At 70.7% G+C, this 26,859-nt stretch carries 27 protein-coding genes; 4 read left to right on the top strand and 23 right to left on the bottom strand.

Annotated features, from left to right (window positions below; all coding sequences use genetic code 11):
• Positions 1-67 precede the first annotated feature (67 nt).
• Positions 68-520, bottom strand: coding sequence for an Lrp/AsnC family transcriptional regulator (locus BLR90_RS04425; RefSeq protein WP_091022827.1), 453 nt, complete (start codon positions 518-520; stop codon positions 68-70).
• Positions 521-599: 79 nt separating this feature from the next.
• Between BLR90_RS04425 and BLR90_RS04420 the strand changes: the two genes are divergently transcribed.
• Together BLR90_RS04420 and BLR90_RS04415 are read left to right on the top strand one after the other, a co-directional pair.
• A complete protein-coding gene (locus tag BLR90_RS04420; protein ID WP_091023271.1) occupies positions 600-1,502 on the top strand; it encodes a 5'-3' exonuclease in 903 nt (300 codons plus the stop codon).
• Between the two features lie 23 nt (positions 1,503-1,525).
• Positions 1,526-2,185, top strand: a complete 660-nt coding sequence (locus tag BLR90_RS04415) for an SDR family oxidoreductase (RefSeq protein WP_091023269.1) — start codon at positions 1,526-1,528, stop codon at positions 2,183-2,185.
• Between the two features lie 219 nt (positions 2,186-2,404).
• Here the strand turns inward: BLR90_RS04415 and BLR90_RS04410 are convergent, their stop codons facing one another.
• The 14 genes from BLR90_RS04410 to dop form a co-directional block, all read right to left on the bottom strand.
• On the bottom strand, positions 2,405-5,203 hold the full coding sequence (locus tag BLR90_RS04410; protein ID WP_091022825.1) for a DEAD/DEAH box helicase: 2,799 nt from the start codon (positions 5,201-5,203) through the stop codon (positions 2,405-2,407).
• Positions 5,200-6,081, bottom strand: a complete 882-nt coding sequence (locus BLR90_RS04405) for a diacylglycerol kinase (RefSeq protein ID WP_091022823.1) — start codon at positions 6,079-6,081, stop codon at positions 5,200-5,202. The genes BLR90_RS04410 and BLR90_RS04405 overlap by 4 nt, the downstream gene beginning before the upstream one ends.
• Positions 6,082-6,131: 50 nt before the next feature.
• Positions 6,132-6,533 (bottom strand): hypothetical protein, encoded by a 402-nt coding sequence (locus tag BLR90_RS04400; protein WP_091022821.1) that lies wholly within the window; start codon positions 6,531-6,533, stop codon positions 6,132-6,134.
• On the bottom strand, positions 6,530-7,366 hold the full coding sequence (gene tatC / locus BLR90_RS04395; RefSeq protein ID WP_091022819.1) for a twin-arginine translocase subunit TatC: 837 nt from the start codon (positions 7,364-7,366) through the stop codon (positions 6,530-6,532). Before tatC ends, BLR90_RS04400 begins: the two co-directional genes overlap by 4 nt.
• Positions 7,367-7,394: 28 nt before the next feature.
• The gene (locus tag BLR90_RS04390) at positions 7,395-7,676 is read right to left on the bottom strand and encodes a Sec-independent protein translocase subunit TatA (protein ID WP_091022816.1); all 282 of its coding nucleotides are present in this window, start codon (positions 7,674-7,676) and stop codon (positions 7,395-7,397) included.
• Between the two features lie 49 nt (positions 7,677-7,725).
• Positions 7,726-8,700 (bottom strand): helix-turn-helix transcriptional regulator, encoded by a 975-nt coding sequence (locus BLR90_RS04385; protein WP_091022814.1) that lies wholly within the window; start codon positions 8,698-8,700, stop codon positions 7,726-7,728.
• A complete protein-coding gene (locus BLR90_RS04380) occupies positions 8,697-9,689 on the bottom strand; it encodes a helix-turn-helix transcriptional regulator (RefSeq protein WP_091022812.1) in 993 nt (330 codons plus the stop codon). Before BLR90_RS04380 ends, BLR90_RS04385 begins: the two co-directional genes overlap by 4 nt.
• Positions 9,690-9,748: 59 nt before the next feature.
• The gene (locus BLR90_RS04375; RefSeq protein ID WP_091022810.1) at positions 9,749-10,678 is read right to left on the bottom strand and encodes an FKBP-type peptidyl-prolyl cis-trans isomerase; all 930 of its coding nucleotides are present in this window, start codon (positions 10,676-10,678) and stop codon (positions 9,749-9,751) included.
• A gap of 157 nt (positions 10,679-10,835) precedes the next feature.
• Positions 10,836-12,197, bottom strand: a complete 1,362-nt coding sequence (gene pafA / locus BLR90_RS04370) for a Pup--protein ligase (RefSeq protein WP_091022808.1) — start codon at positions 12,195-12,197, stop codon at positions 10,836-10,838.
• Positions 12,198-12,294: 97 nt separating this feature from the next.
• On the bottom strand, positions 12,295-13,302 hold the full coding sequence (locus tag BLR90_RS04365; protein WP_091022806.1) for a hypothetical protein: 1,008 nt from the start codon (positions 13,300-13,302) through the stop codon (positions 12,295-12,297).
• Between the two features lie 196 nt (positions 13,303-13,498).
• The gene (gene prcA / locus BLR90_RS04360) at positions 13,499-14,437 is read right to left on the bottom strand and encodes a proteasome subunit alpha (RefSeq protein ID WP_091022804.1); all 939 of its coding nucleotides are present in this window, start codon (positions 14,435-14,437) and stop codon (positions 13,499-13,501) included.
• Positions 14,434-15,291: a proteasome subunit beta gene (prcB, locus tag BLR90_RS04355; protein WP_091022802.1), complete on the bottom strand. Its 858-nt coding sequence runs from the start codon at positions 15,289-15,291 to the stop codon at positions 14,434-14,436. The genes prcA and prcB overlap by 4 nt, the downstream gene beginning before the upstream one ends.
• The gene (locus BLR90_RS04350) at positions 15,288-15,485 is read right to left on the bottom strand and encodes a ubiquitin-like protein Pup (RefSeq protein WP_091022801.1); all 198 of its coding nucleotides are present in this window, start codon (positions 15,483-15,485) and stop codon (positions 15,288-15,290) included. Before BLR90_RS04350 ends, prcB begins: the two co-directional genes overlap by 4 nt.
• A 106-nt stretch (positions 15,486-15,591) precedes the next feature.
• Complete coding sequence (gene dop / locus BLR90_RS04345; protein ID WP_091022800.1) at positions 15,592-17,100, bottom strand: depupylase/deamidase Dop; 1,509 nt, start codon at positions 17,098-17,100, stop codon at positions 15,592-15,594.
• Between the two features lie 205 nt (positions 17,101-17,305).
• On the opposite strand from dop, the gene BLR90_RS04340 reads away from it, so the two are divergent.
• Entirely contained in the window at positions 17,306-17,926 is a 621-nt protein-coding gene (locus tag BLR90_RS04340; RefSeq protein ID WP_091022798.1) for a class I SAM-dependent methyltransferase, read from the top strand.
• A 122-nt stretch (positions 17,927-18,048) separates the two neighbouring features.
• Here BLR90_RS04340 and arc read toward each other — a convergent pair whose 3' ends face one another.
• The 4 genes from arc to BLR90_RS04320 all read right to left on the bottom strand — a co-directional run bounded on the left by arc (position 18,049) and on the right by BLR90_RS04320 (position 22,797).
• Positions 18,049-19,803 (bottom strand): proteasome ATPase, encoded by a 1,755-nt coding sequence (arc, locus tag BLR90_RS04335; RefSeq protein ID WP_091022796.1) that lies wholly within the window; start codon positions 19,801-19,803, stop codon positions 18,049-18,051.
• 140 nt (positions 19,804-19,943) lie between these two features.
• Positions 19,944-20,675, bottom strand: a complete 732-nt coding sequence (locus BLR90_RS04330) for a glutamine amidotransferase (RefSeq protein ID WP_091022794.1) — start codon at positions 20,673-20,675, stop codon at positions 19,944-19,946.
• A complete protein-coding gene (locus BLR90_RS04325) occupies positions 20,672-21,637 on the bottom strand; it encodes a tRNA (adenine-N1)-methyltransferase (protein WP_091022792.1) in 966 nt (321 codons plus the stop codon). The genes BLR90_RS04330 and BLR90_RS04325 overlap by 4 nt, the downstream gene beginning before the upstream one ends.
• 26 nt (positions 21,638-21,663) lie before the next feature.
• On the bottom strand, positions 21,664-22,797 hold the full coding sequence (locus BLR90_RS04320) for a site-2 protease family protein (RefSeq protein ID WP_091022790.1): 1,134 nt from the start codon (positions 22,795-22,797) through the stop codon (positions 21,664-21,666).
• 64 nt (positions 22,798-22,861) lie between these two features.
• Between BLR90_RS04320 and BLR90_RS04315 the strand changes: the two genes are divergently transcribed.
• On the top strand, positions 22,862-23,746 hold the full coding sequence (locus BLR90_RS04315) for a RecB family exonuclease (RefSeq protein ID WP_091022788.1): 885 nt from the start codon (positions 22,862-22,864) through the stop codon (positions 23,744-23,746).
• Between the two features lie 4 nt (positions 23,747-23,750).
• Here the strand turns inward: BLR90_RS04315 and BLR90_RS04310 are convergent, their stop codons facing one another.
• The 4 genes from BLR90_RS04310 to BLR90_RS04295 form a co-directional block, all read right to left on the bottom strand.
• Entirely contained in the window at positions 23,751-24,395 is a 645-nt protein-coding gene (locus BLR90_RS04310; protein ID WP_091022786.1) for a response regulator, read from the bottom strand.
• Positions 24,388-25,644 carry a sensor histidine kinase gene (locus BLR90_RS04305; protein ID WP_091022784.1) on the bottom strand — a complete coding sequence of 419 codons (1,257 nt, stop codon included), beginning with the start codon at positions 25,642-25,644 and terminating at the stop codon, positions 24,388-24,390. The genes BLR90_RS04310 and BLR90_RS04305 overlap by 8 nt, the downstream gene beginning before the upstream one ends.
• 23 nt (positions 25,645-25,667) lie before the next feature.
• Positions 25,668-25,967, bottom strand: a complete 300-nt coding sequence (locus BLR90_RS04300; protein ID WP_091022782.1) for a hypothetical protein — start codon at positions 25,965-25,967, stop codon at positions 25,668-25,670.
• A 236-nt stretch (positions 25,968-26,203) separates the two neighbouring features.
• Positions 26,204-26,857: an HAD family hydrolase gene (locus BLR90_RS04295; RefSeq protein ID WP_245715149.1), complete on the bottom strand. Its 654-nt coding sequence runs from the start codon at positions 26,855-26,857 to the stop codon at positions 26,204-26,206.
• Between the last annotated feature and the right edge of the window lie 2 nt (positions 26,858-26,859).

Raw genomic sequence — 26,859 nt, 5'->3', positions numbered from 1 at the left:
CAAACAACGCACCGCAGGCCCCTGGACCTGCGGTTTGTGACCAAACCGCAGCCGCCGGCGGCCGCGGTCAGGTGACCGGGCGACCTTCGTACGGCGTGGACAGCACGATCGTGGTGCGCGTGGAGACGTTGGCGGCGGCGCGGATGCGCGCGAGCAGGTCTTCGAGGCTGGTCGGCGTGGGCACCCGGATCTTGAGGATGTAGGACTCCTCGCCGGCCACGGACCAGCACGACTCGATCTCGGGGATGTGCCGCAGCCGCTCAGGTGAGTCGTCAGGCTGTGACGGGTCGATCGGACGGATCGAGATGAACGCCGTGAGCGGCAGCCCGATCTCGTCGTGGTTGATCGTGGCGCCGTAGCCCAGGATCAGCGAACGTTGCTCCAGCCGCTTGACCCGCTGGTGCACCGCCGAGGTCGACAGGCCGGTCGCCTTGCCCAGGTCGGTGAAGGACATCCGCCCGTCCCGGGCCAGCAGCTCGAGGATCTTGCGGTCGGTTGCCTCGAGATCTGACGTCGCCACGCGCACAGACTAGACCCAGACGCGTGGCAGGATGCCGAGCGTGACCAGCCCGCAGACCGACAGCTCCCCCGGCCGCCTGATGCTGCTCGACACCGCGTCCATGTACTTCCGGGCGTTCTTCGGGGTGCCCGAGATCCTCGCTCCGGACGGTACGCCGGTCAACGCCGTGCGCGGGCTGCTCGACTTCATCTCCCGCCTCGTGGAGCAGTACCGCCCCACCGACCTCGTCTGCTGCTGGGACAACGACTGGCGCCCGCAGTGGCGCGTCGACCTGCTGCCGACGTACAAGGCGCACCGGGTGGTCGCCGAGGTGGAGGTCGCACCCGACGTGGAGGAGGTGCCCGACCCGCTGCAGGTCCAGGTCCCGATCATCCTCGAGGTGCTCGAGGCCTTCGGGATCCGTGTCATCGGCGCTGATGGGTACGAGGCCGACGACGTCATCGGGACGCTGGCCACCGGCGCCGGCCAGCCGGTCGACATCGTCACCGGCGACCGCGACCTCTTCCAGCTCGTCGACGACGCGACGGACGTGCGCGTGCTCTACATCGCCCGCGGCGTCGGCAACCACGAGCGCGTGACCAATGACTGGGTGCGGGCGAAGTACGGCATCGACGCCCGGCAGTACGCCGACTTCGCCACGCTGCGTGGGGACGCCTCCGACGGGCTCCCCGGCGTACCGGGGGTGGGCGAGAAGACCGCCGCCACCTTGCTGGGCCGGTTCGGCGACATGGACGGCATCATCGCCGCCGCGCACGACCCGGAGGCCGAGCTCGGGCCGGGCCCGCGCGGCAAGATCAAGGCCGCCGCCGACTACCTCGAGGTTGCCCCGATGGTGGTCGCGGTGGCCCGCGACATCGACCTGGACCGCAACGACCTGGCGCTCCCCTCCTCGCCTGCCGACCCCGCCCGGGTCGCGGCGCTGGCCGAGCGCTTCGGGCTCGAGAGCCCGGCACAGCGGCTGCGGGCCGTCCTGGCCGGCTAGCGAGGCGCCGTACGGTGGACGGCATGTCCCACATCGCCATCGTCGGGGGCCACGGAGCCGTGGCCCGCCACCTGCTGCACGACCTGCGCCGCTCCGAGCACAACCCGGTCGCGCTCGTGCGCAACGCGGCCTACCGGGCCGACTTGGAGGGCCGGGGCGCCGAGGTGCGGCTCCTCGACATCGAGCGGGAGGGCCCCGACGCCTTCGCCGCGGCGTTCGAAGGCTGTACGGCGGTCGTCTTCGCCGCCGGCGGCGGACCGGACGGCAACATCACGCGCAAGCGAACGGTCGATCTCGAGGGCTCACTGAAGTCCATCGAGGGCGCCCGGCTGGCGGGCATCGACCGCTTCGTCCAGATCTCCGCGATCGACGTCGACAACGCGGTCCCCGACGGTACGAGCGAGGTGTGGGCGGCGTACGTCGCGGCGAAACGCGACGCCGACCGCGCGCTGCGGGACAGCGGCCTGGCCTGGACCATCCTGCGCCCCGGTCGCCTCACCGACGAGCCCGCCACCGGCCTGGTCTCCCTCGGCGACGGCGTGCCCCGCGGCGACGTCACCCGCGCGGATGTCGCCGCCGTAGTTGCCGCCGTACTCGACCACGACGCCTCCGTGGGGCACCAGTGGAACCTCGTCAACGGCACCACCCCCGTCCACGAGGCACTCGCCGCCCTCACGGACTGACCCGGCTCCCCTGGGCGGGTCGTCGACCCGTCGTTTGGTCACAGACAACATGTCTGCGGCCCGATTTCATGCGGTTTGTGACCAAACCGCATGCCCCCGGATGCGAGTCCCGCGCGGAGCGGCAGCTCACCAGAGTCGCCGTTTGGTCACAGACCGCACGTTTTCGGCCTCCCGGGCTGCGGTTTGTGACCAAACCGCGGCTCCCAGGAGCCGCCAGCCTCACTCCCCCAGCGCGGAGTAGGCGACGACGCCACGGCGCAGACGCTGTACGACGTCACGGGCGGTGGCGCGCAGGGGCGAGTCGCCGGCGGCGTCAGCTACCTGGCCGGCGAGGTCGAGCAGCTGCTTCATCCAGCGTACGAAGTCGCCGGCGGCCAGGCCCATGCTGTCGGGGCCGCCGAGCACCTCGTCGAGGTCGTCGCCCTCGGCCCAGCGGTAGGCGATCCACGCGAACCCGAGGTCGGGCTGGCGCAGGAAGTCGAGGTGGTGGGCGCGCTCGAGGCCGTCGAGCTCGGCCCAGAGGCGCACCATCTCCGCGACGACGGGCTTGACCGGTCCGCCCGGGAGCCGGGGGGCGCTGGCGTCGTCGGGGCGGCGCGCCTCGAAGACGAGGGTCGAGAGCACGGCGGCCAGCGCAGACGGCGACAGGTCGTCCCAGAGCCCGCGGCGCAGGCACTCGGCCGCGACGAGGTCCATGTCGGAGTAGATCCGCATCAGGTGCCGCCCGCGCGGCGTGATGTCGTCGCCCTCGAGGTAGTCCAGGGCGGTCAGTACGTCGCACACGCGGTCGAACTGCCGGGCCACCGTGTTGGTGCGCTGCTCGACGCGGCGCTTGAGCGTGGCGGCGTCACGGTGCAGCTTGAACCACCGGTCGGCCCACCGCGCGTGCTCCTCGCGGTCGGGGCAGCCGTGGCAGGGGTGCGCCTTGAGCTCGGCGCGCAGCACCCCGATCTCCTCCTCCAGCGCGGGCGGCAGCCCGGCCCCGGACCGCCGTCCGGTCGCGGACGGTGGCGGCGGGGTGAGGTCGTGGGTGCGCGAGCGCAGCGCCTGGGCCAGGTCGCGCCGCATCTGGGGGTTGCGGGCGTTGAACGACTTGGGCACCTTCAGCCGCGCGAGCGACACCACCGGCGACGGGAAGTCGAGCATCGCGAGCCGCCGCGCCTGCCGGTCGGCGGTCACGACGTACGGCCGGGGCCCCTCCGGCGAGTAGCCCGGGTCGACCACGACGGCGAAACCGGCGAACTTGCCGGCCGGCACCTGGATCACGTCGCCCACCTTGAGCTCGGCGAGCGAGGCGAGCGCCTCGTCGCGCCGGTCGGCCCGGCGGGCCTTGCTGGCGCCCTTCTCGGCGTCGCTGATCGCGCGCCGCAGCCCGGCGTACTCCATGAAGTCGCCGAGGTGACACGTCGCCGCCTCGACGTATCCGTCGAGCGCGTCCTCGCTCTTGCGCAGCTGCCGCGCCAGCCCCACGACGGCCTTGTCGGCCTGGAACTGCGCGAACGACTGCTCGAGCAGCTTGCGCGACCGCTCGCGGCCGAACTGGTGCACGAGGTTGACCGCCATGTTGTACGACGGTCGGAACGACGAACGCAGCGGGTAGGTGCGCGTGGAGGCGAGGCCGGCCACCTCGCGGGGGTTCATGCCTGGCTGCCACAGCACGACACCGTGCCCCTCGACGTCGAGCCCGCGGCGGCCGGCGCGGCCGGTGAGCTGGGTGTACTCCCCCGGCGTGATGTCGGCGTGGGTCTCGCCGTTCCACTTGGAGAGCTTCTCGATCACGACGGTCCGCGCGGGCATGTTGATGCCCAGGGCCAGCGTCTCGGTGGCGAACACGACCTTGCACAGGCCGCGCACGTAGAGCTCCTCCACGCACTGCTTGAACGCGGGCAGCATCCCGGCGTGGTGCGCGGCGATGCCACGGGTGAGGCCGTCGAGGAAGTCGTGGTAGCCCAGGACATGCAGGTCGTCCTCGGGCAGGTCGCGGCAGCTGGCCTCGACGAACGCGAAGATCTCGTCGCGCTCCTGGGCGGAGGTGAGCCGCACGCCGGCGTTGAGGCACTGCGTCACCGCCGCGTCGCAGCCGACCCGACTGAAGATGAACACGATCGCCGGCAGCAGCCCCTCGCGGTCCAGCCGGTCGATCACGTCGGAGCGGCTCGGGATCCACACCCGGCGGCCGTTGCCGACGTCGCGGGCGCCGCTGCTGCGGGGGGTCTTGCCGCGGCCCTTCGGGTTACGCCGGTCCTTCATCCGAGACGACGCCCAGTCGTCGCGGGCGATCCGGGTGAGCTCGTCGTTGACGGGCGCACCCTCCTTGACGAAGCCCGCGGCCGCGTCGACGTCGGAGGACGCGAACAGGTCGAGCAGCCGCCGGCCGACCATGACGTGCTGGTAGAGCGGCACCGGGCGCCGCTCCTCGACGATCGTGGCGGTCTCGCCGCGCACGGTGGCCAGCCAGTCGCCGAACTCCTCGGCGTTGGACACCGTGGCCGAGAGGGAGACCAGCGCCACCGACTCCGGCAGGTGGATGATCACCTCCTCCCACACGGCGCCACGCGAGCGGTCGGCGAGGTAGTGCACCTCGTCCATCACCACGAAGCCGAGGCCCAGCAACGTGCGCGACCCGGCGTACAGCATGTTGCGCAGCACCTCGGTCGTCATCACGACGATCGGCGCCTCGCCGTTGACCGAGTTGTCACCGGTCAGCAGGCCCACCTGGTCGGCGCCGTAGCGGGTGACGAGGTCGTGGTACTTCTGGTTGGACAGGGCCTTGATCGGGGTCGTGTAGAACGCCTTGCGGCCGGTCTGGAGGGCCAGGTGTACGGCGAACTCCCCGACGATCGTCTTGCCCGACCCGGTGGGAGCGGCGACGAGGACGCCGCGCCCGTCCTCGATCTCGCGGCAGGCCCGCACCTGGAAGTCGTCGAGCGGGAAGTCGTAGTGGGCGGCGAAGTCGCGCAGGACCGGGTGGCCGCGGTCCTTGCGGTAGTCGGCGTACCGCTCTGCTGCCGAGGTCATGACAGCACCCTCAGCGCGCCGGGGACGCTCTCGATGGTGAGCGGCAGCGGTCCGAACCGCTCCCCGTCGGCGTACGCCACGATCCCGGGGGCGGCGACGGTGACCTTGCGGGCCAGGTGGTGCTCGTACTGCGGATGTGTCGTGTGGGTGCCCTTGAACAGCTTGGGATACGTGCGCACCAGGTCGAGCTTGCTCATCGGCTTGATGATCACGATGTCGAGCAGGTCGTCGTCCAGCTTGGCGCCCTCGGTGATCCGCAGGCCCCCGCCGAACGAGTGCCCGTTGCCGATGGCGACCAGCATCGCGGGCAGCTGCAGCGTGGTCCCGTCGAGGTCGAGGGTGTAGGGCAGGGGCTCGAAGGTACGCAGCTCGAGCAGGGTCGCGATGTTGTAGCGCATCTGCCCCTTGGGCCAGCGCATCCGGTTGGCGCGCTCGTTGACGATCGCGTCGAAGCCGGCCGCCATCACGGTGGCGAAGTAGCGGCCGTGGCACCGGGCCAGGTCGATGGTGCGGGTGGCGCCGGCCACGACACGGTCGGCGGCGACGAGAGGATGGTGGCGCGGGATGTCGAAGTAGCGGGCGACGTCGTCGCCGGAGCCGGCCGGGATGATCCCCAACGGGGTACTGGTGGTCGCGACCGCCTGGATACCGAGGTTGACCATCCCGTCGCCCCCGCACACCACGAGCGCGTCGACCCCGTCACTGACGGACTGCCGGGCCAGGTCGAGCGCCTCGTCGGCGTCCCGTCCCTGGAGTGCGCGCACCGTGAGCCCCGCGGCCCGCAGGTGGGCCAGCGCGGCGGCGCTCACGCGGGCGCCCTTGCCCTTGCCGGACGTCGGGTTCGTAAGGAGCGCGATCTCGCGGGTAGTGCCGGGCACGTGCTCGACCCTAGGGCACGGACCCCAGCGGATCGTGCCGACGCATCGGGCTAACGGCCGAGGCGCAGGTGCGCGGCGTAGCTGGCGGGCGCCGCGCCCACGGCCCTGGCGAGCCGCTCGAGCGCGACGAGGACGCGGTCGGCGTCGAAGCCGGTGCCCGGCACCAGCAGCGTCAGGCGGCCGTCGTACGCCGCCAGCAGGATCTGTCCGTGCTGCCAGGACTGGTGCGCGCGCGAGCGCAGCGCGCTGTCGGTCACCGGTGCGGGGTAGGCCTCGTCGACCGCCAGGAGGTCGCACGCGACCGCGTCCTCGTCGGAGGGGCCGGTGAGGCGCCCGGGGACCAGGTGTCCGGTGCGCAGGCCGGTGTCGGCGGACCAGGTCACCTCGGACTCCCCCAGCCAGTCGGGCAGGTCGAAGGGGTCGACGTCGGTCGGGCTCACGGTCGCCGTCACAGGGGGGACGCCTCGTCGGGCGAGAGGCCGGCGAACTTGCTCCTCTTGGCGCGGCGGCGGTCGTTGTAGCGCGCGATCTGCTCGGAGATCAGGAACAGCACGACCATCGGGACCGCCATGAACGTCATCGTGAACGGGTCGGCCGACGGGGTCGCGACTGCGGCGAAGACGAAGACGCCGACGATGATCCACGGCCGGTGTGCCCCGAGCGCCTTGCCGGAGACCACGCCGGCGAGGTTGAGCAGGACGACGAACAGCGGGATCTCGAAGGCGATCCCGAAGACCAGCAGGGTGCGGCTGAAGAACGTGAGGTACTCGTTGAACTCGACCAGGTTGGTCAGGCCCTCGGGCGTGAACCCGATCAGGACCTCGAGGCCCTTGGGCAGCGTGACGTAGCCGAGCAGGACGCCGCTCAGGAACAGGGGGCCGGCGATCGCCACGAAGATCCGCGACCAGCGCCGCTCCTGTGCGTGCAGGCCGGGGAGGATGAACGCCCAGATCTGGTAGAGCCAGACGGGGCTGGTGGCGACGACTGAGGCAAGTCCGCAGAGCTTGAGGTAGAGCAGGAAGCCCCCGGCGGCGCCGGCCGTGGTCGCCTCGGTGCTGCCGTCGGGCAGCGACTCCTGGGCCTGCTCGTAGGGCCCGTAGACGAGGTCGAAGAGCTGGTCGAAGAAGACCAGCGAGACGATCAGCCCGGTGATGACGACCAGGGCTATCTTCAGGATCCGGGCGCGCAGCTCTCGCAGGTGGTCCGACAGGGCCATCCGGCCGTCAGCACCGACCGGGTGGACCGGCTTGCCAACGAAGAGCTGGACGACGCCAGAGATGGACACTCGCAGATGTTCTCAGCCCGGCCGGAGGTCAGCCGTTGCGGGTGTCGGTCTGACGGTCCGTCTCGGGGTTGGCCGTGGTGGGCAGGTCCTCGGCCGCGGTCGGGATCGCCGGGGGCGGGACGGCCGGCGAGTCCTTGTCTGCCTCGTCGTCGTCCTTGAGGCCCTTGGTCTCGGCCTTGAAGATCCGCAGCGCCTGGCCGGTGCCGCGGGCCAGGTCGGGGAGCTTCGCAGCACCGAACACGAGGATGACGATGGCCAGGATAATGAGCCACTCGGCGCCCTGCGGCATGCCAATCATGGGGTTGATCATCGGGACCTCATCTGTGGGTGTCGTTGCGTCGTCAATCGTACGCCGTGGGTCATCGGTAGAGCGCCAGGGCGTCCTGTGCGGCCGCTGTGAACGCGTCGCCGTACGACGCCGGCGCCACGACCTCGGCGTATGGCGCGAGGCGGAGCAGCAGCCGGGTCAGCCAGCGCTCGTCGGCGACCTGCAGGTCGACCTCGAGGGAACCGTCCTCCCGTGGCCGGATGTCGTCGACGGGGTAGTACTCCGTGACCCAGTGCGCCGGGCGCTGCAGGCGCAGCGTGACGGGCGTGGTGTCGGAGGAGGCGGTGAACAGGCCGTCGCCGAGGTCGCGCGGGGCGGTGTCCGGGGCAGAGACCGGGGTGTCGAGGACCTCGGCCTCGGCGACCCGGTCGAGGCGGAAGAGCCGCGGCGCCTCGGCGCTGTGGCACCAGGCGTCGAGGTAGGTCAGGCCGCGGTGGGTGATCAGGCCGTGCGGGTCGACGACGCGCACCGACTCCTCGTCGCGGGCCGGCACGTAGTAGGTCAGCCGGACCTGGCGCCGGCTCTCGACGGCCCCGCGCAGGCGTACGGCGAGCAGCGCCTGGTCGGCGTCGGCGGCGTTGAGGCCGGGGTCGATCTGGGTGGCCGCCGAACCCTCGGCAGCCGCGGCCTCGAGCTTGGACAGCGCCCGGTCGACGACTTCGCGGGTGTCGTCCTTGGCGCCGTTGCGCAGGGCCCGCAGCGCCACGATGATCGCCGACGCCTCGGTGGGGGTCAGCCGCAGCGGGCGGGCGAGGTAGTCGGCGTTGGACACCCGGATGACCCCGGCCTCCAGGGCGTCGAGGTCGACGTCGATGAGGTCGTCGGGGAAGCCGCCGGGCAGCCCGCACATGAGCAGCACCATCAGGTCCTTGACCAGCTGCTCCTCGTCGACGCCCAGGGCCCGCGCCGCCTCGTCGATGCGGACGTGGCCGTGGGTGTGCAGGAACGGCACCAGCGTCAGCAGGCGGGCCACCTGGTCTTTCGCGCCCGTCGGTGCCGGACTCATGCCGCTCCCCCGGACTCTTCGCCAGTGGGCCGGGCGACGGCGCTGAGGCGCTCGATCACCGCCGCACGCAGGCTGGCCGGCTCCTCGACGTAGACGTCCGCCCCGTAGCCCAGGAGCTCGTCCGCGAGCCCGGTGGAGCTGCGGTTTGTGACCAAACGGTCCCATGCGGTGCGGTCGTCGGGGCCGACCACGGAGGGGGTGATCTCGGCGGCCTGGCGCCGCAGGGGCAGCCCGGTGCCCGCGCGGGCCAGGACGACGGCGCGCTCGGAGATCGGCGCGGGGGCCAGCCGTCGGGCGACCTCGCTCACGTCGGTGCCGGGCGGTACGTCGTACGCACCGGGCTGGCCGACCTTGCGGGCGGGGCCCTGGACCCGGGACAGGCGGAAGACTCGCTCGGCGTCACGCTCGAGGTCGTGGCCGACGACGTACCAGCGACCGGAGTAGCGCGCGACGCCCCACGGGTGCAGGCGGCGGCTGGTGACCTCGCTCTGCCCGGAGCGGACGTAGTCGAACTCCACCGCGCTGCGCTCCTGGACGGCCTCGAAGAAGACGTCGAACGCCGGCTCGTCGGCGCTCAGCCGGGGCTGGACGATGTCGAGGGCGGAGACGTCGACTGGTACGCCGAGCGCGGTGAGCTTGCGGACGACGTCGGTCGTGGCCTCGGCGAGCCGGGCGTGCTCCCAGACCTTCGTGGCCAGGCCGATGATCGCCGCCTCGTCCGGCTCGAGGTCGATGTCGGGCAGGGCGAACTCGTCAGGGCGGATCCGGTAGCCCGGCTCGTCGTCGAAGTAGGCGTCCATCTGCCCCACCTCGATCGGGACCCCGAGGCTGCGCAGCTCCTCCTTGTCACGCTCGAACATCTTCTCGAAGGCGTCGGTGGACGAGTCGGCGTACAGCAGGGCGCGGATGCGCTCCTTCGGCACGAAGTGCCGCTGCACGAGCAGCATGATCAGCAGGTTGAGCAGCCGTTCGCTCTTGCGCACGTTCATGCTGCTCTCCCTCCTGGCCTGCTGTGGCTGGTCGCGACTGGTGGTGGTCGTCGTGCGGGCTACTTCGCCGAGATGATGTCCACGATGAAGTAGAGGGTGCTGTTGGGCGGGATGTTCTCCTTGTCCTGGGCGCCGTAGCCCAGGTCCGGCGGAATCTGCAGCAGCACGCGGGTGCCCACCTTGAGGCCCGACAGGCCGTAGGTCCAGCCGCCGACGACACCGGTGAGCGCGAACGGGACGGGCTGCTTGGAGTAGCTCTCGTCGAACGGCCCGTCGGCGCCGTACACCTGGCCGAGGTAGTTGGCGGTGACCGTCATCTCGGTCGTGACCAGCTTGCCGGTGCCCTCCTTGAGGACGCTGCGCAGCAGCTCACCGTCGGGCTTCGGCTTGGCGATCCCCTTGAAGTCGAACCGGACCGGCTCACCCTTCTCGAAGACCGGGTCCGGGAGCTTCGACGCGGGGGTCTCGACCGGCGCCGGCGGGACGTACTCCTCGATCACGTCGATGATGACGAGCACGGTGTCCTTGGGGGCGATCCCGAGCTGGGTGTTGCCCGCCTGGCCGAACGCCTCCTCCGCGGAGGCGGTGACGGCGACCCGGGAGCCGATCTTGGCGTCGTCGAACGCCTCGGCGAACACCGGCGTCAGCTGGTCGTCGACCGTGATCTGCTCCGGGGCCCCGCCCTCGTCGTAGGAGCTGTAGGACTTCCGCTCGGTGAACCCGTTGCCGATCCAGTAGTGGATGCTGAGCACGTCCCCCTCGGCGACGTCGGCCCCGTCGCCCTCGATGAGAGTCTCGACCTCGACCTCGTCGGCCGACATCTGGTCCTCCCAGGTCACCTTGGGAGCGCTGCCAACCTCGCCCTCGATGGTGACGCTGTCGAGACGCTCCGCGCCTTCAGCCCCCTCGCCCGCGTCGTCGCCGCAGGCGGTGAGCGAGGTCAGGAGGAGGGCGGACAGAGTCAGAGTCGCGGCACGACGGAGCAGCACGGGTTTCACCTTCGGGAGCGGAGCGTCAACGGCGCCGTCACCCTACAAGCCGCGGCTGAGAGAATCCCACGGCCCTCCGGGCCGCGGTTTGGTCACAAACCGCAGGCCCGGGGCGCATTCGCATGCGGTTTGTGACCAAACCGCGTCTGACCGGCACCTACATCCCGTCGATGAGCCGCTGGACGCGCTCGTCGTACGCCCGGAACGGGTCCTTGCACAGCACGGTGCGCTGGGCCTGGTCGTTGAGCTTGAGGTGCACCCAGTCGACCGTGAAGTCCCGGCGCCGTTCCTGCGCCTTACGGATGAACTCGCCGCGCAGCCGGGCGCGGGTGGTCTGCGGCGGCACCGACTTCGCCTCGAAGATCTTCAGGTCGGTCGTGACCCGTGCGACCGCACCGCGCTTCTCGAGCAGGTAGTAGAGGCCACGACCGCGGTGGATGTCGTGGTAGGCCAGGTCGAGCTGGGCGATCCGGGCGTGCCCCAGGGGCAGCCCGTGCTTGGCGCGGTAGCGGTCGATCAGCTTCCACTTGATGACCCAGTCGATCTCACGGTCGACCAGCCCCAGGTCGTCGGACTCGACCGCCTTCAGGCCCCGCTCCCACAGGTCCAGGGCGCGCTCGATCAGCGGCGTACTGATCTGGCGCCGGTCGACGAAGTCACGCGCCTTGCCGAGGTACTCCCCCTGGATCTCGAGAGCACTGGCCTCGCGACCGTTGGCCAGCCGCACCTTGCGGCGACCGGTGACGTCGTGGGAGATCTCGCGGATCGCGCGGATGGGGTTCTCCATGGTGAGGTCACGCATCACCACCCCCTCCTCGATCATCCGCAGCACCAGGTCGCAGCTCGCGACCTTCAGCATCGTCGTGGTCTCGCTCATGTTCGAGTCGCCGACGATGACGTGCAGGCGGCGGTACTTCTCCGCGTCCGCGTGCGGCTCATCACGGGTGTTGATGATCGGGCGGCTGCGGGTGGTCGCGCTGCTGACGCCCTCCCAGATGTGCTCGGCACGTTGGGAGACGGAGTACGACGCACCGCGCGGCGTCTGCGTGATCTTGCCGGCCCCCACCACGATCTGCCGCGTCACCAGGAACGGGATGAGGATGTCGGCGAGCCTGCTGAACTCACCGGCACGCCCGACCAGGTAGTTCTCGTGGCAGCCGTAGGAGTTGCCGGCGGAGTCGGTGTTGTTCTTGAACAGGTAGATCTCGCCCTGGATGCCTTCGTCGTGCAGGCGCTGCTCGGCGTCGAGGAGCAGGCCCTCCAGCACCCGCTCGCCGGCCTTGTCGTGGGTGACCAGCTCGGCGATGTCGTCGCACTCCGGAGTGGCGTACTCGGGGTGGCTGCCGACGTCGAGGTAGAGGCGGGCCCCGTTGCGCAGGAACACGTTGCTGGAGCGGCCCCAGCTGACGACCTTGCGGAACAGGTAGCGCGCGACCTCGTCCGGGCTCAGCCGTCGCTGGCCCTTGAACGTGCACGTGACGCCGTACTCGTTCTCGATGCCGAAGATCCGCCGGTCCACGAGGCAAACCCTACGGTGCGCCTGCTCAGGAGTCCGCTCATTCGTCGGGCGTCTCAGTTGCGGTTTGGTCCCAAACCGCGCACGGACCTGGTGGCGGTCAGGCGGCGGAGCGCCAGTCCACCACGCCGACGGCCCTCTGCCACCGGTTCACGAGCCGCTGCCGAGCGGCGTCCGAGTACATCGAGCCGGCGATCAGCGCACGCCATCTGCGAAGCCGCGCCGGCTCGTGCCGTCGGCCCAGGACCCGGTCGAGCTCGTGCATCACGGTCGCGGGCTGGTTGAGCAGGTCGTCGAGGGTGAAGCCTCGTCGCCGGTACGACGTGCCGAGACCACGTTCCCGCCTCAGGTCGACCTGGTCCTGCCTGCCGTCACGATGGTGGGCGCCGTCGTACTCGTGGACCTCGCGGGTCCCGATGACGAGCAGGTCCGCCCGCCCTACGCGGCGTCCGGTGTCGTCTCTGAGGACTGCCTGCGGTTCGACCGCGATGTCGAGGGCGTCGTGAAACATCCGCAGCACGCTCTCGCCACCACTCTCGGCCCGGCCGTCCGAGGCCTGCCACGCCGCGCGCAGCGCCCTCACCCCGGGCCGTCGGCTGGCCAGCAACCGGTCCATCCGCTCCACGTCGATGTCACCCAGCTGCAGCGCCGAGTCGATCATGATCACCAGGTCCATCACCCCCAGGTCGCGGGCGACGCGCAGCAGGATCTCCTCGGCCGGTTCTCCAGGCAGGCCGTGGCGCATCTCCGCCGGGCGGTCGCCGACCAGCCGGGAGAAGAGCAGGCCGGGGCGCCGGGGACGCCTCGTGCCTGAGTGCACGGCGGCGAAGACCGGGAGGTTGGCAGGCAGCTTCGACACCTGCCAGCCGCGCAGCAGGGCGGCGGTGAGATGGGTGAAGGCCGCGTCCGGGGGCATCACGAGTCGCAGCGCATGGAGGTCGCGAATGAGCTCCTCGAACTCAGTCCCGTCCGTGAGCGGCCGGTAGAGCCCGAAGCTGACCCGGCGATGGCCCACCGTGCGGACCTCGCCGAGGATCGCGCCGACCGGGTTCGGGATCCCGGGCTCCTGGGGATCCCTCCCCTGCCGCGCACCGGTTGAGCTGGTCATGACACTCAGCCTGGTCCGAACTGCTCCTACGCAAACTCGGCTCGCACGCGGCTGTGGATCACCGCGGCGAAGCAGCGTGCCCCGGGTCGCGGCTGCCGCGGTTTGGTCACAAACCGCAGGCAGGAGCGGGCTTTGGCTGCGGACTGAGACCAAACCGCGGGCCGTCGGGCCGCAGTCGAGATCCCCTAGTCGTGGGCTACAGAGCCGGACCGGTGGGACCGGAAGGCGGCGGCGCGACCGGAGGCTCCTGGCCCGAGGGCGGTCCGGAATCCGTGGCGGGGCCGCCGCCGTTGGGCTCGCCGGTGACGGGGTCCTCGAGCGGGGCGACGTGGCCGCTGGCCTGGTCCGTCGGGTCGGCGGGGTCGTCGGGGGTCCCGTCGCTGGGGGCTCCACCGGCCTGGGTGTCCTCGGGAGCCAGCTCGTCGGGGGTCGACGGGCCGCGTTCTCCCAGGAGGGCGCTGAGACGGGCGGGGCTCACCCGGCTGAACTTCCGGGGCTGGCTGCGCGTCCGGTCGAGGATCGCCACCTCGAGGTGGTCGACGTCGATCACCCGGTCGGCGTCGGAAGAGTGTCCGAGCGCGGCGACGGCGAGCCGGACCACGCTCTCCAGCGAGGCGCCCTCGGAGTAGCGCTCCTCGATGTAGCTCGCGACCACGTCGGACGCGCCGCCCATCACGGCGAAGCCCTGCTCGTCGGCGACCTGACCGTCGTACGTCAGCCGGTAGATCTGGTCGTCGGCAGCGGAGTCGCTGACCTCGGCCACGAACAGCTCGACCTCGTAGGGCTTCTCACCGCCGCTGGAGAAGATCGTGCCCAGGGTCTGTGCGTAGGCGTTGGCGAGCCCCCGGCCCGTGACGTCGCGGCGGTCGTAGGCGTAGCCGCGCATGTCGGCGAGGCGCACGCCGGCGATCCGGAGGTTCTCGAACTCGTTGTAGCGACCCACCGCCGCGAAGGCGATCCGGTCGTAGATCTCCGAGACCTTGTGCAGCGCCTGCGAGGGGTTCTCGGAGGCGAAGAGGATGCCCTCGGCGTACTGAACTGTCACCACGGAGCGGCCTCGGGCGATGCCCTTGCGTGCGAAGTCGGCCCGGTCCTTCATCAGCTGCTCGGGCGAGACGTAGAACGGCATGCTCATCGGGCGTCTCCCGTCGTCGAGGGGCCGGTGAGGGGCGCGAGCGGTCCGTCGGGTCGGATCATCCGGCCACCAAGGATTCGGTCGGCGATCTCTGCGACCTCCTCGTCGTGGAGACGGCGCCCGCCGTCGGCCGTGATCACGCGGACCACGGGAAAGATCCGGCGGGTCATGTCGGGTCCACCGGTCGCGGAGTCGTCGTCGGCGGCGTCGTACAGCGCCTGGACGACGGCCGTCGCGCACTCGGTCTCGTCTAGGTCCTCGCGGTAGAGCTTCTTGAGCGACCCCTTCGCGAACAGCGACCCGGAGCCGACGGAGAAGAAGGCCTGCTCCTCGTAGCGTCCGCCGGTCACGTCGTAGCTGAAGATGCGGCCGTGGCCCTGGCGGAGGTCGTAGCCGGCGAAGAGAGGTACGACGGCGAGGCCCTGCATCGCCATGCCGAGGTTGGCGCGGATGAGAGCCGCGAGCCGGTTGGCCTTGCCGTCCATGGAGAGCGTGGTGCCCTCGATCTTCTCGTAGTGCTCGAGCTCGGTCTGGAAGAGCCGCACCATCTCGACGGCCAGGCCGGCTGCACCGGCGATGCCGACCACGGAGTACTCGTCGGCGGGGAACACCTTCTCGATGTCGCGCTGGGCGATGATGTTGCCCATCGTGGCGCGCCGGTCGCCGGCCATGACCACGCCGCCGGGGAACGTCGCGGCGACGATCGTCGTCCCGTGCGGTGCGAGGTCGCCGGCCTGACCCTGCGGCAGCGCACGCCGGTTGGGCAGGAGCTCCGGGGCCTGGGCGGCGAGGAAGTCGCTGAACGACGACACGCCGGGCTGGAGGTACGACGCCGGGAGGCGGGGGTCGTTCACTGGCCACCCTTCTGGATGAACGACTTCACGAAGTCCTCGGCGTTGGACTCGAGCACCTCGTCGATCTCGTCGAGGATGGCGTCGACGTCGTCGTCGAGGGCTTCCCTGCGCTCGGCGACGTCGCTCTCGGTGGCGACCTCGGTCGCCTCGTCAGTCTCCGACGACTTGCGCGGCTGCTTCTGCTCTTGGGCCATGTCTCGACCCTATCCAGTCGCGCGAAGCGGATGGTGCTTTGGTCACAAACCGCGGGTCGAGAGCGCCGAGGTCTGCGGTTTGTGACCAAACCGCGACCCGGCCGGGTCAGCGGGTGAGGGCGGTGAACAGCTGCTCGGCGGTGTCGCAGCGGTCGAGGAGGTCACCGACGTGAGCTTTGCTGCCCCGGAGGGGGTCGATGGTGGGAACCCGCTGGAGTGACTCGCGCCCGGGGAGGTCGAAGATCACCGAGTCCCAGGAGGCGGCGGCGACGTGCTCGGCGTACTTCTCGAGACAGCGGCCCCGGAAGTAGGCGCGGGTGTCCTCCGGCGGGTCGTGCATGGCGCGCTCGACGGCGCCGTCGTCGAGCAGACGCTCCATCCGACCCGAGGCGACGAGCCGGTTGTAGAGGCCCTTGTCGGGACGGATGTCGGAGTACTGGAGGTCGATGAGCTGCAGCTTTGCGTCGCTCCAGTCGAGGCCGTCGCGGTGTCGGTACTGCTCGAGCAGCTTGAGCTTGGCGACCCAGTCGAGCTCGGTGGCGCACAGCATCGGGTCGCGCTCGAGCCGGTCGAGCACGGACTCCCAGCGCTGGAGCACATCCACGGTCTGGGCGTCGGCGTCGGCGCCGAGACGGTCCTCGACGTACTTCTTGGCGAGGTCGAGGTACTCGAGCTGCAGCTGTACGGCGGTCAGCGTGCGCCCGTCGGTGAGCGTGAACGTCTGCTTGAGCGTGGGGTCGTGGGACACCGCTCGCAGCGCGGAGACGGCGCCGTCGACGGTGAGGTCGGGGCCGATGAAGCGGTCCTCGATCATCGCGAGCACCAGTGCCGTGGTCCCGACCTTGAGGTAGGTCGAGACCTCGGAGAGGTTGGCGTCGCCGATGATGACGTGGAGGCGGCGGTACTTCTCCGGGTCAGCGTGCGGCTCGTCGCGGGTGTTGATGATCGGGCGCTTGAGGGTGGTCTCCAGGCCGACCTCGACCTCGAAGAAGTCGGCGCGCTGGCTGATCTGGAACCCGTGCTCGCGGCCGTCCTGGCCGATCCCGACCCGGCCGGCGCCGCACACGACCTGGCGGCTGACGAAGAACGGCGTCAGGTGGCGCACGATGTCGGCGAACGGCGTGGAGCGACGCATGAGGTAGTTCTCGTGGGCGCCGTAGGAGGCGCCCTTGTTGTCCGTGTTGTTCTTGTAGAGCGTGATCACGGCCCCGTTGGGCAGCTGTCCGGCCCGGCGCTGCGCGTCGAGCATCACCTGCTCCCCCGCCTTGTCCCACAGGACGATGTCGAGGGGGTTGGTGACCTCGGGGCTGGAGTACTCGGGGTGGGCGTGGTCGACGTAGAGGCGCGCGCCGTTGGTGAGGATGACGTTGGCGAGTCCCATGTCCTCGTCGGTCAGCTGGCTGGGGTCGGCCACCTGCCGCGACATGTCGAAACCGCGGGCGTCGCGCAGCGGCGACTCCTCTTCGAAGTCCCACCGGGCGCGCCGCGCCCGCACCGTGGCCGACGCGTAGGCGTTGACCACCTGCGACGACGCCACCATGGGGTTGGCCAGTGGCTGACCTTGGACCGAGATGCCGTACTCGACCTCGGCCCCCATGACCCGTCGTACGCTCATGGCACGAGGGTACGCGGACCACAGGCGACGACGGTCAGCGCTTGCTCAGCACCATGCGAGCGACGTACAGGATCACGAGGACGACGAGGATGATGAGGATGATCTTGATCATGGGAACTCCCGGGTTTCGCGTCGCTCCGGGCGAGCGACCTCCCCTGCCTAGCACGCGGCTGTCTGCGGGCGGTCTCCGGCGCGCGGTACTCTGATGGGTCTGTGGGAGGAGCGGGTCGTCCCGCGGCTCGTGGATCGCTCGCTGCGGTCCCCCGAGATCGGCGAGCTGCGCGCCGCCGTCTGCGCCGGGCTGCACGGCGAAGTCCTCGAGCTGGGGTACGGCAGCGGTCTCAACGCCCGGTACTACCCCGCCGCGGTGTCGACGATCAGCGCCGTGGAGCCCTCCGACCTCGCGTGGCGGCTCTCCGAGAGCCGACGGGCCGCCAGCCGCGTGCCGGTGGTCCGGGTCGGACTCGACGGACAGCGCCTCGAGGCCGATGACGCGTCATACGACGCCGTCTTGTCGACGTTCACGTTGTGCACGATCCCGGACGTGGCTCGGGCACTCGCCGAGGTACGACGGGTGCTGCGGACGGGTGGCGCGCTGCACTTCGTCGAGCACGGTCTGGCGCCGGACCCCGGCGTCGTCGTGTGGCAGCACCGGCTCGAGCCGGTGCAGCGGCGCCTGGCCGGCGGGTGCCACCTGTCGCGCGACATCCCGGCGCTCGTCCGCGGAGCGGGGCTGGAGATCGTCGAGCTGCGCTCGGAGTACCTGCCCGGGCCGCGGGTCTCGCGCCCGTGGACGTTCGGCTACCTGGGGCGGGCGACCGCCTGAGCGGCGCGCGGTTTGGTCACAAACCGCAGCGCAGGGCGCCGGGAACGTGCGGTTTGTGACCAAACCGCAGGCCCAAGCGCCTGCAGCCGAGGATGCCGGCTGCAGGCGGGGCAGCGTGGAACCTAGAGGTACTGACCCGTGTTGGCGACGGTGTCGATGGAGCGGCCGGGCTCGGTGCCCTGCTTGCCGGTGATGAGCGTGCGGATGAAGACGATCCGCTCGCCCTTCTTGCCGGAGATGCGCGCCCAGTCGTCGGGGTTGGTGGTGTTGGGCAGGTCCTCGTTCTCCTTGAACTCGTCGACGCACGCCTGGAGCAGGTGCGAGACGCGCAGGCCGCGCTGCTGGTGGTCGAGGAGGTCCTTGATCGCCATCTTCTTGGCCCGGTCGACGATGTTCTGGATCATGGCGCCGGAGTTGAAGTCCTTGAAGTACAGGACCTCCTTGTCGCCGTTGGCGTAGGTCACCTCGAGGAAGCGGTTCTCCTCGGTCTCGGTGTACATGCGCTCGACGGTGGCGCGGATCATCCCGGCCACGCAGGCGTCGCGGTCGCCACCGAACTCGCCGAGGTCGTCGGCGTGCAGCGGCAGGCTGGGGGTGAGGTACTTGCTGAAGATGTCGCGTGCCGACTCCGCGTCGGGTCGCTCGATCTTGATCTTCACGTCGAGTCGTCCGGGGCGCAGGATCGCGGGGTCGATCATGTCCTCGCGGTTGGAAGCGCCGATGACCAGGACATTCTCAAGCAGCTCGACGCCATCGATCTCGCTGAGGAGCTGCGGGACGATGGTGTTCTCGACGTCGGAGGAGACGCCGGAGCCGCGGGTGCGGAAGAGCGAGTCCATCTCGTCGAAGAACACGATGACCGGCGTGCCCTCGCTGGCCTTCTCGCGGGCCCGCTGGAAGACCAGGCGGATGTGGCGCTCGGTCTCGCCGACGTACTTGTTGAGCAGCTCGGGGCCTTTGATGTTGAGGAAGTACGACTTCCCCTCCTGGCCCGTCTTCGCGGCGACCTTCTTGGCCAGCGAGTTGGCCACGGCCTTGGCGATCAGCGTCTTGCCGCAGCCGGGAGGTCCGTAGAGCAGCACGCCCTTGGGCGGCTTGAGCTCGTGCTCCAGGAACAGCTCGGGGTGCAGGTAGGGCAGCTCGACCGCGTCGCGGATCTGCTCGATCTGGCCGAAGAGACCACCGATGTCGCTGTAGTCGATGTCCGGCACCTCTTCGAGGACGAGCTCCTCGACCTCGGACTTGGGCACCTTCTCGTAGACGTAGCCGGCCCGGGAGTCGAGCAGCAGGGAGTCGCCGGCGCGGATGGTCTCGTGGTGCAAGGGCTCGGCGAGGCGTACGACGCGCTCCTCGTCGGCGTTGGCGATGACCAGGGCCCGCGCGCCATCGGCGAGCATCTCCTTGAACATCACGACCTCGCCGACTTCCTCGAAGTCGAAGGCGGCGACGACGTTGAGGGCCTCGTTGAGCATGACCTCCTGGCCGCGCTGCAGCGCGGTGGCGTCAACGGCCGGACTGACGTTGACCCGCAGCTTGCGCCCACCGGTGAAGACGTCGACCGAGTCGTCGTCGTTGCGCGCCAGGAAGGTGCCGAAACCGGCGGGCGGCTGGGCCAGCCGGTCGACCTCCTCCTTGAGCTTCATGATCTGGTCGCGGGCCTCGCGCAGGGTCTCGGCGAGGCGTTCGTTCTGGGACGTGACGGCCGCCAGCGAGCGCTGGGCGTCGGCCAGCCGTAGCTCCACGCCCCGGGACTGCCCGGGGGCGTCACTGAGACGGCGGCGCAGGTCGGACACCTCGGACTCGAGAAAGCGCACCTGGCTCTCGAGCTCGTCCGGGTTGCGACTGCTCCCGCTGGATCGACCGTCTGACGTCGACATGAGGCCCACCTCCTGTTCTTGCGACCCTACCCGTGCCGACCCGCTACGGAAGGGGATGACCCGCGGTCTTGGTCACGATTTGGGACCGGCCCGATTACTGCCCTCCACCAGGCCGCCGGGCCAGCCGCATGCCCGGAGGGTCAGCGGGCGTAGCGGCGCGCGAAGTTGGCGAGGAGGGCCATGGGGTGGTCGACGGCGACCTGGCCGGCCTGGTCCTTGAGCGTCTCGGCCTTGCTGGGGTCGAAGTAGCCGTAGGTGGAGTAGACGTCGATCCGGGTGCGGACGCCGGGCAGGTCGAGCTCGGGGTGGAACTGGGTCGCGTAGACGTTCTCCCCGACCCGGAACGCCTGCACCGGGCATGCCTCGGAGGTGGCCAGCAGGGTGGCGTGTCCGGGGAGCTGCGAGAGCGCCTCCTTGTGGCCGCCGTACGCCGCGAACCTCGGTGGCACGCCGGCGAACAGCGGGTCCTTGGCGCCCTGGTCGGTGACCGTGATCCACAGCGGCCCCACGGGCTCGGGGTACGCCGTGTCGACGAGGCCGCCTTGGTGGGTGCCGAGCGTGCCGATGCCGTAGCAGGCGCCGAGGAACGGGAAGTCGGCGGCGACGACCTGGTCGAGCAGGACCGCGAGGTCGTCCTCGGTGCGCCGCTGGGCGTCGGTCTTGGTCTCCTCCGGGTCCGAGACGGTGAAGGCTCCGCCGCCGAGGAGGATGCCGGACCAGTCGTCGAGCGACAGCTCACCCAGTGGCTCGGCCGCGAGCTGCCGGGCGTGCAGGTCGGAGGGCGCGACGCCCAGGAAGCGGCAGAACGCGTCGTACTCCTCGCCCACCGCGGCCGGTTCGGCGCGGATCGACAGGAGCAGGAACGGCTTCATTCCGACGTCTCGGGCTCGTCGACAGCCTCGGGCGCCCGTGGCCCCGTGTAGTCGGGCCCGTAGGCCCCCGGTGCCGGCCGGCGGCGCTTGAGCGGCGCCACCTGCCCCGGGGCCATCCGGCGGGCGGTGACCAGGAACGCGGTGTGGCCGATCATCTTGTGACCGGGGCGTACGGCGAGGCCCTCGACGTGCCAGTCGCGCACCAGCGACTCCCAGGCTTGGGGCTCGGTGAACCCGCCGTGCAGGCGGACGGTCTCCATGAAGCGCGACAGCTGGGTCGTGGTGGCGACGTAGGCGCACACGATGCCGCCGGGACGGAGCGCGTCGGCGGTGGCGTCGAGGCACTCCCACGGGGCCAGCATGTCCAGGATCACGCGGTCGTAGCGCTCGCCGGAGGCCGGGAGCTCCTCGGCGAGGTCGCCGAGGCGCAGGGACCACGCCGGGTGGGTCTCGCCCTCCGGGGCACCGAAGAACTGCGTGACGTTGCGGCGGGCGACGTCGGCGAACTCCTCGCGTCGCTCGTACGACGTCAGCTTCCCGTGCGGCCCCACCGCACGCAGCAGCGAGCAGGTGAGCGCGCCCGAGCCGACCCCGGCCTCCACGACGTCGGCCCCGGGGAAGATGTCGGCCATGGCCACGATCTGCGCGGCGTCCTTGGGGTAGACCACCGCGGCACCGCGGGGCATCGACACCACGAACTCGGAGAGCAGCGGGCGGAAGACGAGGTACTCACCACCCGACGTCGAGGTGACGGTGAAGCCCTCCTCGCGACCGATCAGGTCATCGTGCGACATGCCGCCCCGGTTGGTGTGGAACGTCTTGCCGGGCTCGAGGCAGATGTTGTGCTTGCGTCCCTTGCCGTCGACCAGGCGGACCCACTCGCCGGCGCGCAGCGGGCCGCGGTGGACGCCGGACCAGGCTTCAGGGGGTACGTCGCCGCCGGTGGGGTGAGTCGTGGACACCGCGGAACCCTACTGGCGCCGGTCGGTCACTGGCGAAACGCGCGGTCGACGTCGGCGGTGGACAGGACGCCGTAGACGCTTCCGTCCTCCTCGACCAGGACGTACTCGGCTGCGGGGGTGCGGCTGATCGCGAGGATCAGCTCCTCGCCGGTGATCGTGGCGGGCAGGCTCAAGCCCTCCCCGAGGGTGCGGGCAACGCTCGAGACCGCGACCCAGGGCCGCCGGTCCTCGGGCGTGGCCAGCAGGGCCGCCTCGTTGACGACGCCGACCGGCCGTCCGGTGCTGGTGACCGTGACGATGCTGCCCGCCTTGGCGTCCTGCGCACGTCGTACGGCCTCGGAGAGCGGCAGGTCGTCGGGGACCGCGAGGGTACGACGGGCCAGGTCACGGGCGTGCAGGTCGGGGAGCCGCGAGCGGATGCGCGCCGACGCCATGGCGGAGGTGGCGCCGGTCCACAGGAACATCGCGATCACCACCGACAGGACGTAGTCGAACACGTCGGGCGGGGTGTCGAAGAGCGCCTCCTGCGCGATCGGCCACAGCAGCACCGCTCCCGCAGTCACCCGGCCACCCCACCCGGCGGCGATGGTGCCGCGGTGGGCGTTGCCGGTCACCCGCCACACGGCGGCCTTGAGGACCCGGCCGCCGTCGAGCGGCAGCCCGGGCACGAGGTTGAGGACGCCGACCAGCAGGTTGGCGCCGGCCAGCCCCTCGACGGCCATCAGGAGCAGCCCGTCCGGGGTCACGAACCACAGCCCGACGCCGACCGCGCCCACGGCGAGCGAGGTCAGCGGGCCGACCACGGCGATCCAGAACTCCTGCCTCGGGGTGCGCGACTCGCCCTCGATCGCCGTCATGCCACCCAGGAAGTGCAGCGTGATCGAGCGGACCGGGAACCCGTAGCGGCGGGCCATGACGGCGTGCGACGCCTCGTGGAGCAGCACCGAGCCGTAGAGGATGACCGCGAACGCCAGCCCGGCGACGTACTTCCAGGCACCCAGGTCGGGCTGCACCTGCTCTACGCGGGGCGCCATCACCACGGCGATGAGGCCGGCGATCAGGAACCACGAGGAGGAGACGAGGACGTCGCTGCCCGCGATGGTGCCCAGCTTGAAGGTCCCCGGCGGGCGGGGAGCAGGGCGTGGGGCGGGGTCAGACACGCGTCGAATCTATCCGATGCCCCCTGTCGGTGCGGTCGCCTAGGGTCGCTGGTGTGAGGCTGACATGACCGTCCAGGACGCGAGCGCCGCTCCCGGCTCGCCCGCGGAGCGGGTCTCGACCCCCGTCGACGGGGTCGACGTGCTGGGCGCGCTGTCGCCGAGCCGGGCCGGCGACTTCCTGACCTGCCCGCTGCTTTTCCGCTACCGCACCGTCGACCGGATCCCCGAGCCCCACTCCCCCGACGCCGTGCGCGGCACGGTCGTCCACCGCGTCCTCGAGAACCTCTTCGACCTCCCGGCCGGCGACCGCACGCCCGACCGGGCCCGAGACCTCCTCGTGCCCGCCTGGCACGAGCTGCTCGACGCCGAGCCCGCCGTGGCCGAGATGTTCGGGTCCGAGGGGCCCGACGTGGCGGCCTGGCTCACGTCGTGCCGTTCGGTGCTCGACCGCTACTTCACCCTCGAGGACCCGCGGCGCCTCGAGCCCGCAGAGCGCGAGCTCTACGTCGAGACGCTGCTCGACTCCAAGCTGCTGCTGCGCGGGTTCGTCGACCGCATCGATGTGGCGCCCGACGGCGCCATCCGGGTGGTCGACTACAAGACCGGACGCTCCCCCGCCGCCGGGTTCGAGGCGAAGGCGCTGTTCCAGATGAAGTTCTACGCGCTCGTCATCTGGCGCACTCGCGGCGTCGTTCCGGCGATGCTGCAGCTGGTCTACCTCGGCAACGGCGAGATCGTGCGCTACGTCCCCGACGAGCAGGACCTGCTCGGCACCGAGCGCAAGGTCGAGGCTATCTGGGCGGCCATCCGGCACGCCCAGGACACGGGCGACTGGCAGGCCCGCCGCAGTCGTCTGTGCGACTGGTGCGCCCACCAGGCGATCTGCCCCGAGTGGGGCGGCACGCCGCCGCCCCTGCCCGAGCCCACCGCAACCGCGGCGTCGACCTGAGGGGTCAGAGGCCGTGGCGCTCCACCCACAGCGCGGCCTGGGTCCGGTCGGCCACCCCGATCCGGGCGAAGGCAGAGGTCAGGTGCGCCTTGACGGTGCGCTCGCTGATGCCCAGGCGGCGGGCGATCTGCTTGTTGGCGAGCCCGTCCTTGACCAGCCCGAGCACCTCCGCCTCGCGCGCGGTCAGCTGGACGTTGGTCGACCCGGCGCGGGTGCCGATCAGGGCACGTGCGGCCCGGGGGTGGATGGGTGACTCCCCACGGCTCACCGCCCGGATGCCGTCGAGGACGTCGTCGGGGTCGGCGTCCTTGAGGAGGTAGCCCACGGCGCCGGCGTCGAGGGCACCGACGATGCGCTCGTTGTCTGAGAACGACGTCAGCACGAGTACGTCGGCCAGCCCGGCGTCGACAATCCGGCGGGTGGCGGTGACGCCGTCCATGCCGGGCATCTGCAGGTCCATGAGGACGACGTCGGGGCGCGTGGCCTCGACGACCGCGATCGCCTCCTCGCCGTTGGCCGCCTCGCCGACGACCTCGATGTCGCTGACGGCGGCGAGGAGCTGGGCGAGCCCCATCCGGATGACCGCGTGGTCGTCGACGAGCACCACCTTGATCGGCGCACCGGCGGGGGTCTCGGTCTCCTCAGGCATCGACGCCCACCTCCAGTCGCACTGCGGTTCCCTCACCGGCGGAGGAACGGACCTCGAGCCGGCCGCCGCTGTCGCGAACCAGCGAGCTCATGCCACGCAGACCGTAGCGGTCGGCGGCGGGCGCTGCGTCGGCGGCGAAGCCGACGCCGTCGTCGACCACCTCGAGGACCAGCTTCTTGCCGTCGCTGCGCACGGTGACTGCGATCGTGGAGGGGTGGGCGTGGCGCAGAGCGTTGCGCACGGCCTCCTGCGCGACCCGCCAGACCAGCGCGGCCTGGGTGTCGGTGGCGGTCTCCGCCCCCTCGACGCTGACCGAGGCCTGGATCCCGAGCGCGCCGGCGGGGGCGATCAGGTCGGCGAGCGACGACGCGAGGCCGTCGGCCTGGATCTCGGGCGGGTGGATCTCGGCAAGGAGCGCACGCAGGGACTTGAGGGTGTCGCGGATCGCCTGGTTGGCAGCGTGAAGGGACGCGCGGACGCCGTCGGCCAGCTCCGGCTCGCGGGCCGCGGCCGCGATCGAGAACGACGTACCGGCGAGGTCCTGGACGACGCCGTCGTGCAGGTCGCGCGCGATCCGACGGCGTTCGGCGTCGGAGGCCTCGAGGCCGGCGCGCAGCAGGCGCTCGCGCTCCTTGGCCGCGCTGGTCACCTGCTTGGTGAGGACCCGCAGGATCGGGGTGACCAGGACCAGGAGCAGGACCAGCGCGCCGACGATGATCCACATGAACGGGCGGTAGATCTGTGCGCGCCGCTCCTCGATGTCCTCGAGGGAGTAGTAGCCCTCGAAGAGCAACGGCGTGCCTCGAGGGGTCTCGATGCGGGTGAAGATCTGCACCGTCCCGTCGGCATCCTCCGTGAGGAGGGTCTGCGCGGTCTCGTCTGTGTAGACCTGGCCGGTGCCCCCGTTCTCCAGCACGTCCTGCCGTTCCTGCCCCAGCTCGAACTCCTGCCCGGCGAACACGGGGTTGTCGGAGTAGACGAGGCGTTCGCTCGACCAGAGGTTGACCTGGGAGAGGACCTGGACGTCGAACTGGTCGACGGCACGTCGGTTGAACGCGTCGATCGCCGCTGGGTTGCCGAGGACGAGCTTCTCCCTCAGGAGAGGGCCGGCGACCGACTCCGCGAGCACCTCGTTGATGGTCCGTGCCTCCGCCAGCGCCTCACGGTCAGCGGCCTGGCCGGCCAGCAGGTTGGTGGCAACGACGAGCACGACCAGCGTGACGGCGCCGATCGCGAGGAAGCGCGCCACCGGGCTGCGCAGCAGGGAGGCGATCAGAAGTCGTCGACCTTGACGAAGCAGGTCTCGCCGGTGCGCTGGTTCTCGGCCTTGAAGGCGATGATGTCGGTGCCGGGGAAGTCCAGCATCGTGCGCTTGATCCGGAAGGAGCGGTCGGAGTCGCCGTCGGCGCGGATCTCACCCCTGAACGAGACGTCTCCGTCGTGCAGCATCCGCCAGTCCCAGAGGTCGTCGTCGTTGCTCCAGACGACGCCGATGACGTCGAGACGTCCCTCGTCGTTGAGCACGACGCGCAGCCGCTTGGTGCTGGTGTCGGAGCATGCGCCCCGGGCCACACCATCGTCGTCACTTGCAACTGCAAACGGGGCAGTAGCAAGCGCCGCTGCACCCAGCACCGAGCTGAGCGTGACGACGAGGAGGGACCGGGGCGACATGTTGACTTGCTCCTTCAGATACCAACGGAGGGTGGCCGCCCTCCGGAGTGACCTAAGTCTTTACCGAGGCGGGGTGACACGCCATTGTCCGGTGGTACTACTACCTCTGGCTCGGCCCCGGGCGGTCTCGCCCCGGACTACTTGGCGAACGGCAAGTATGCCAGGTCGCCGACGGTCAGCCCGACCAGGGAGTCGCGGAAGTGACGCCCGGGGACGGGCTCGACGGTGACGTGGTTCGGTACGACGAGCACCCGGCACCCGGCCGACTCGGCCGAGATGGTCCCGGTGTTGGAGTCCTCGATGGCCACGCACTCCTGGGGCTCGACTCCCAGCGCCGCGGCGGCGGTCAGGTAGGGCTCGGGATGGGGCTTGCCGTTGGTCACCTGGTCACCGGTCACGATCACCGAGAAGGTCTTGGGGGGCAGGTGATGGAGGATCGGGGCGACGAAGCGGGCGTAGGACATCGTCACGAGTGCCAGGGGCACCTCCGCCTCGCGGAGCGCGACCAGCAGCTCGCGGGCACCCGGACACCACGGCACCTCGCGCTCGACCCGGGCCACCACGCCGTCGAGCAGCCGCTCGACGATCTCCTCGGGCGGCAGGTCGATGCCCATGTGCTCACGGATGTAGACGCCCGAGGAGAGCAGGTCGTTGCCCACCAACTGGAGGGCGTGCTCACGGCTCCAGCTGCCGCCGTACTCGTCCGCGAGCTCGTACTCGACCTCGATCCAGTAGGGCTCGGTGTCGACCAGCGTGCCGTCCATGTCCCAGAGGACGGCCGCTGGCGGCACCG

This window comes from Nocardioides szechwanensis (assembly GCF_900103935.1).
Classification (GTDB): Bacteria; Actinomycetota; Actinomycetes; order Propionibacteriales; family Nocardioidaceae; genus Nocardioides; species Nocardioides szechwanensis.
Note: the sequence above shows the minus strand (reverse complement) of the source record. Positions and strands in the feature narration are given on the sequence as shown.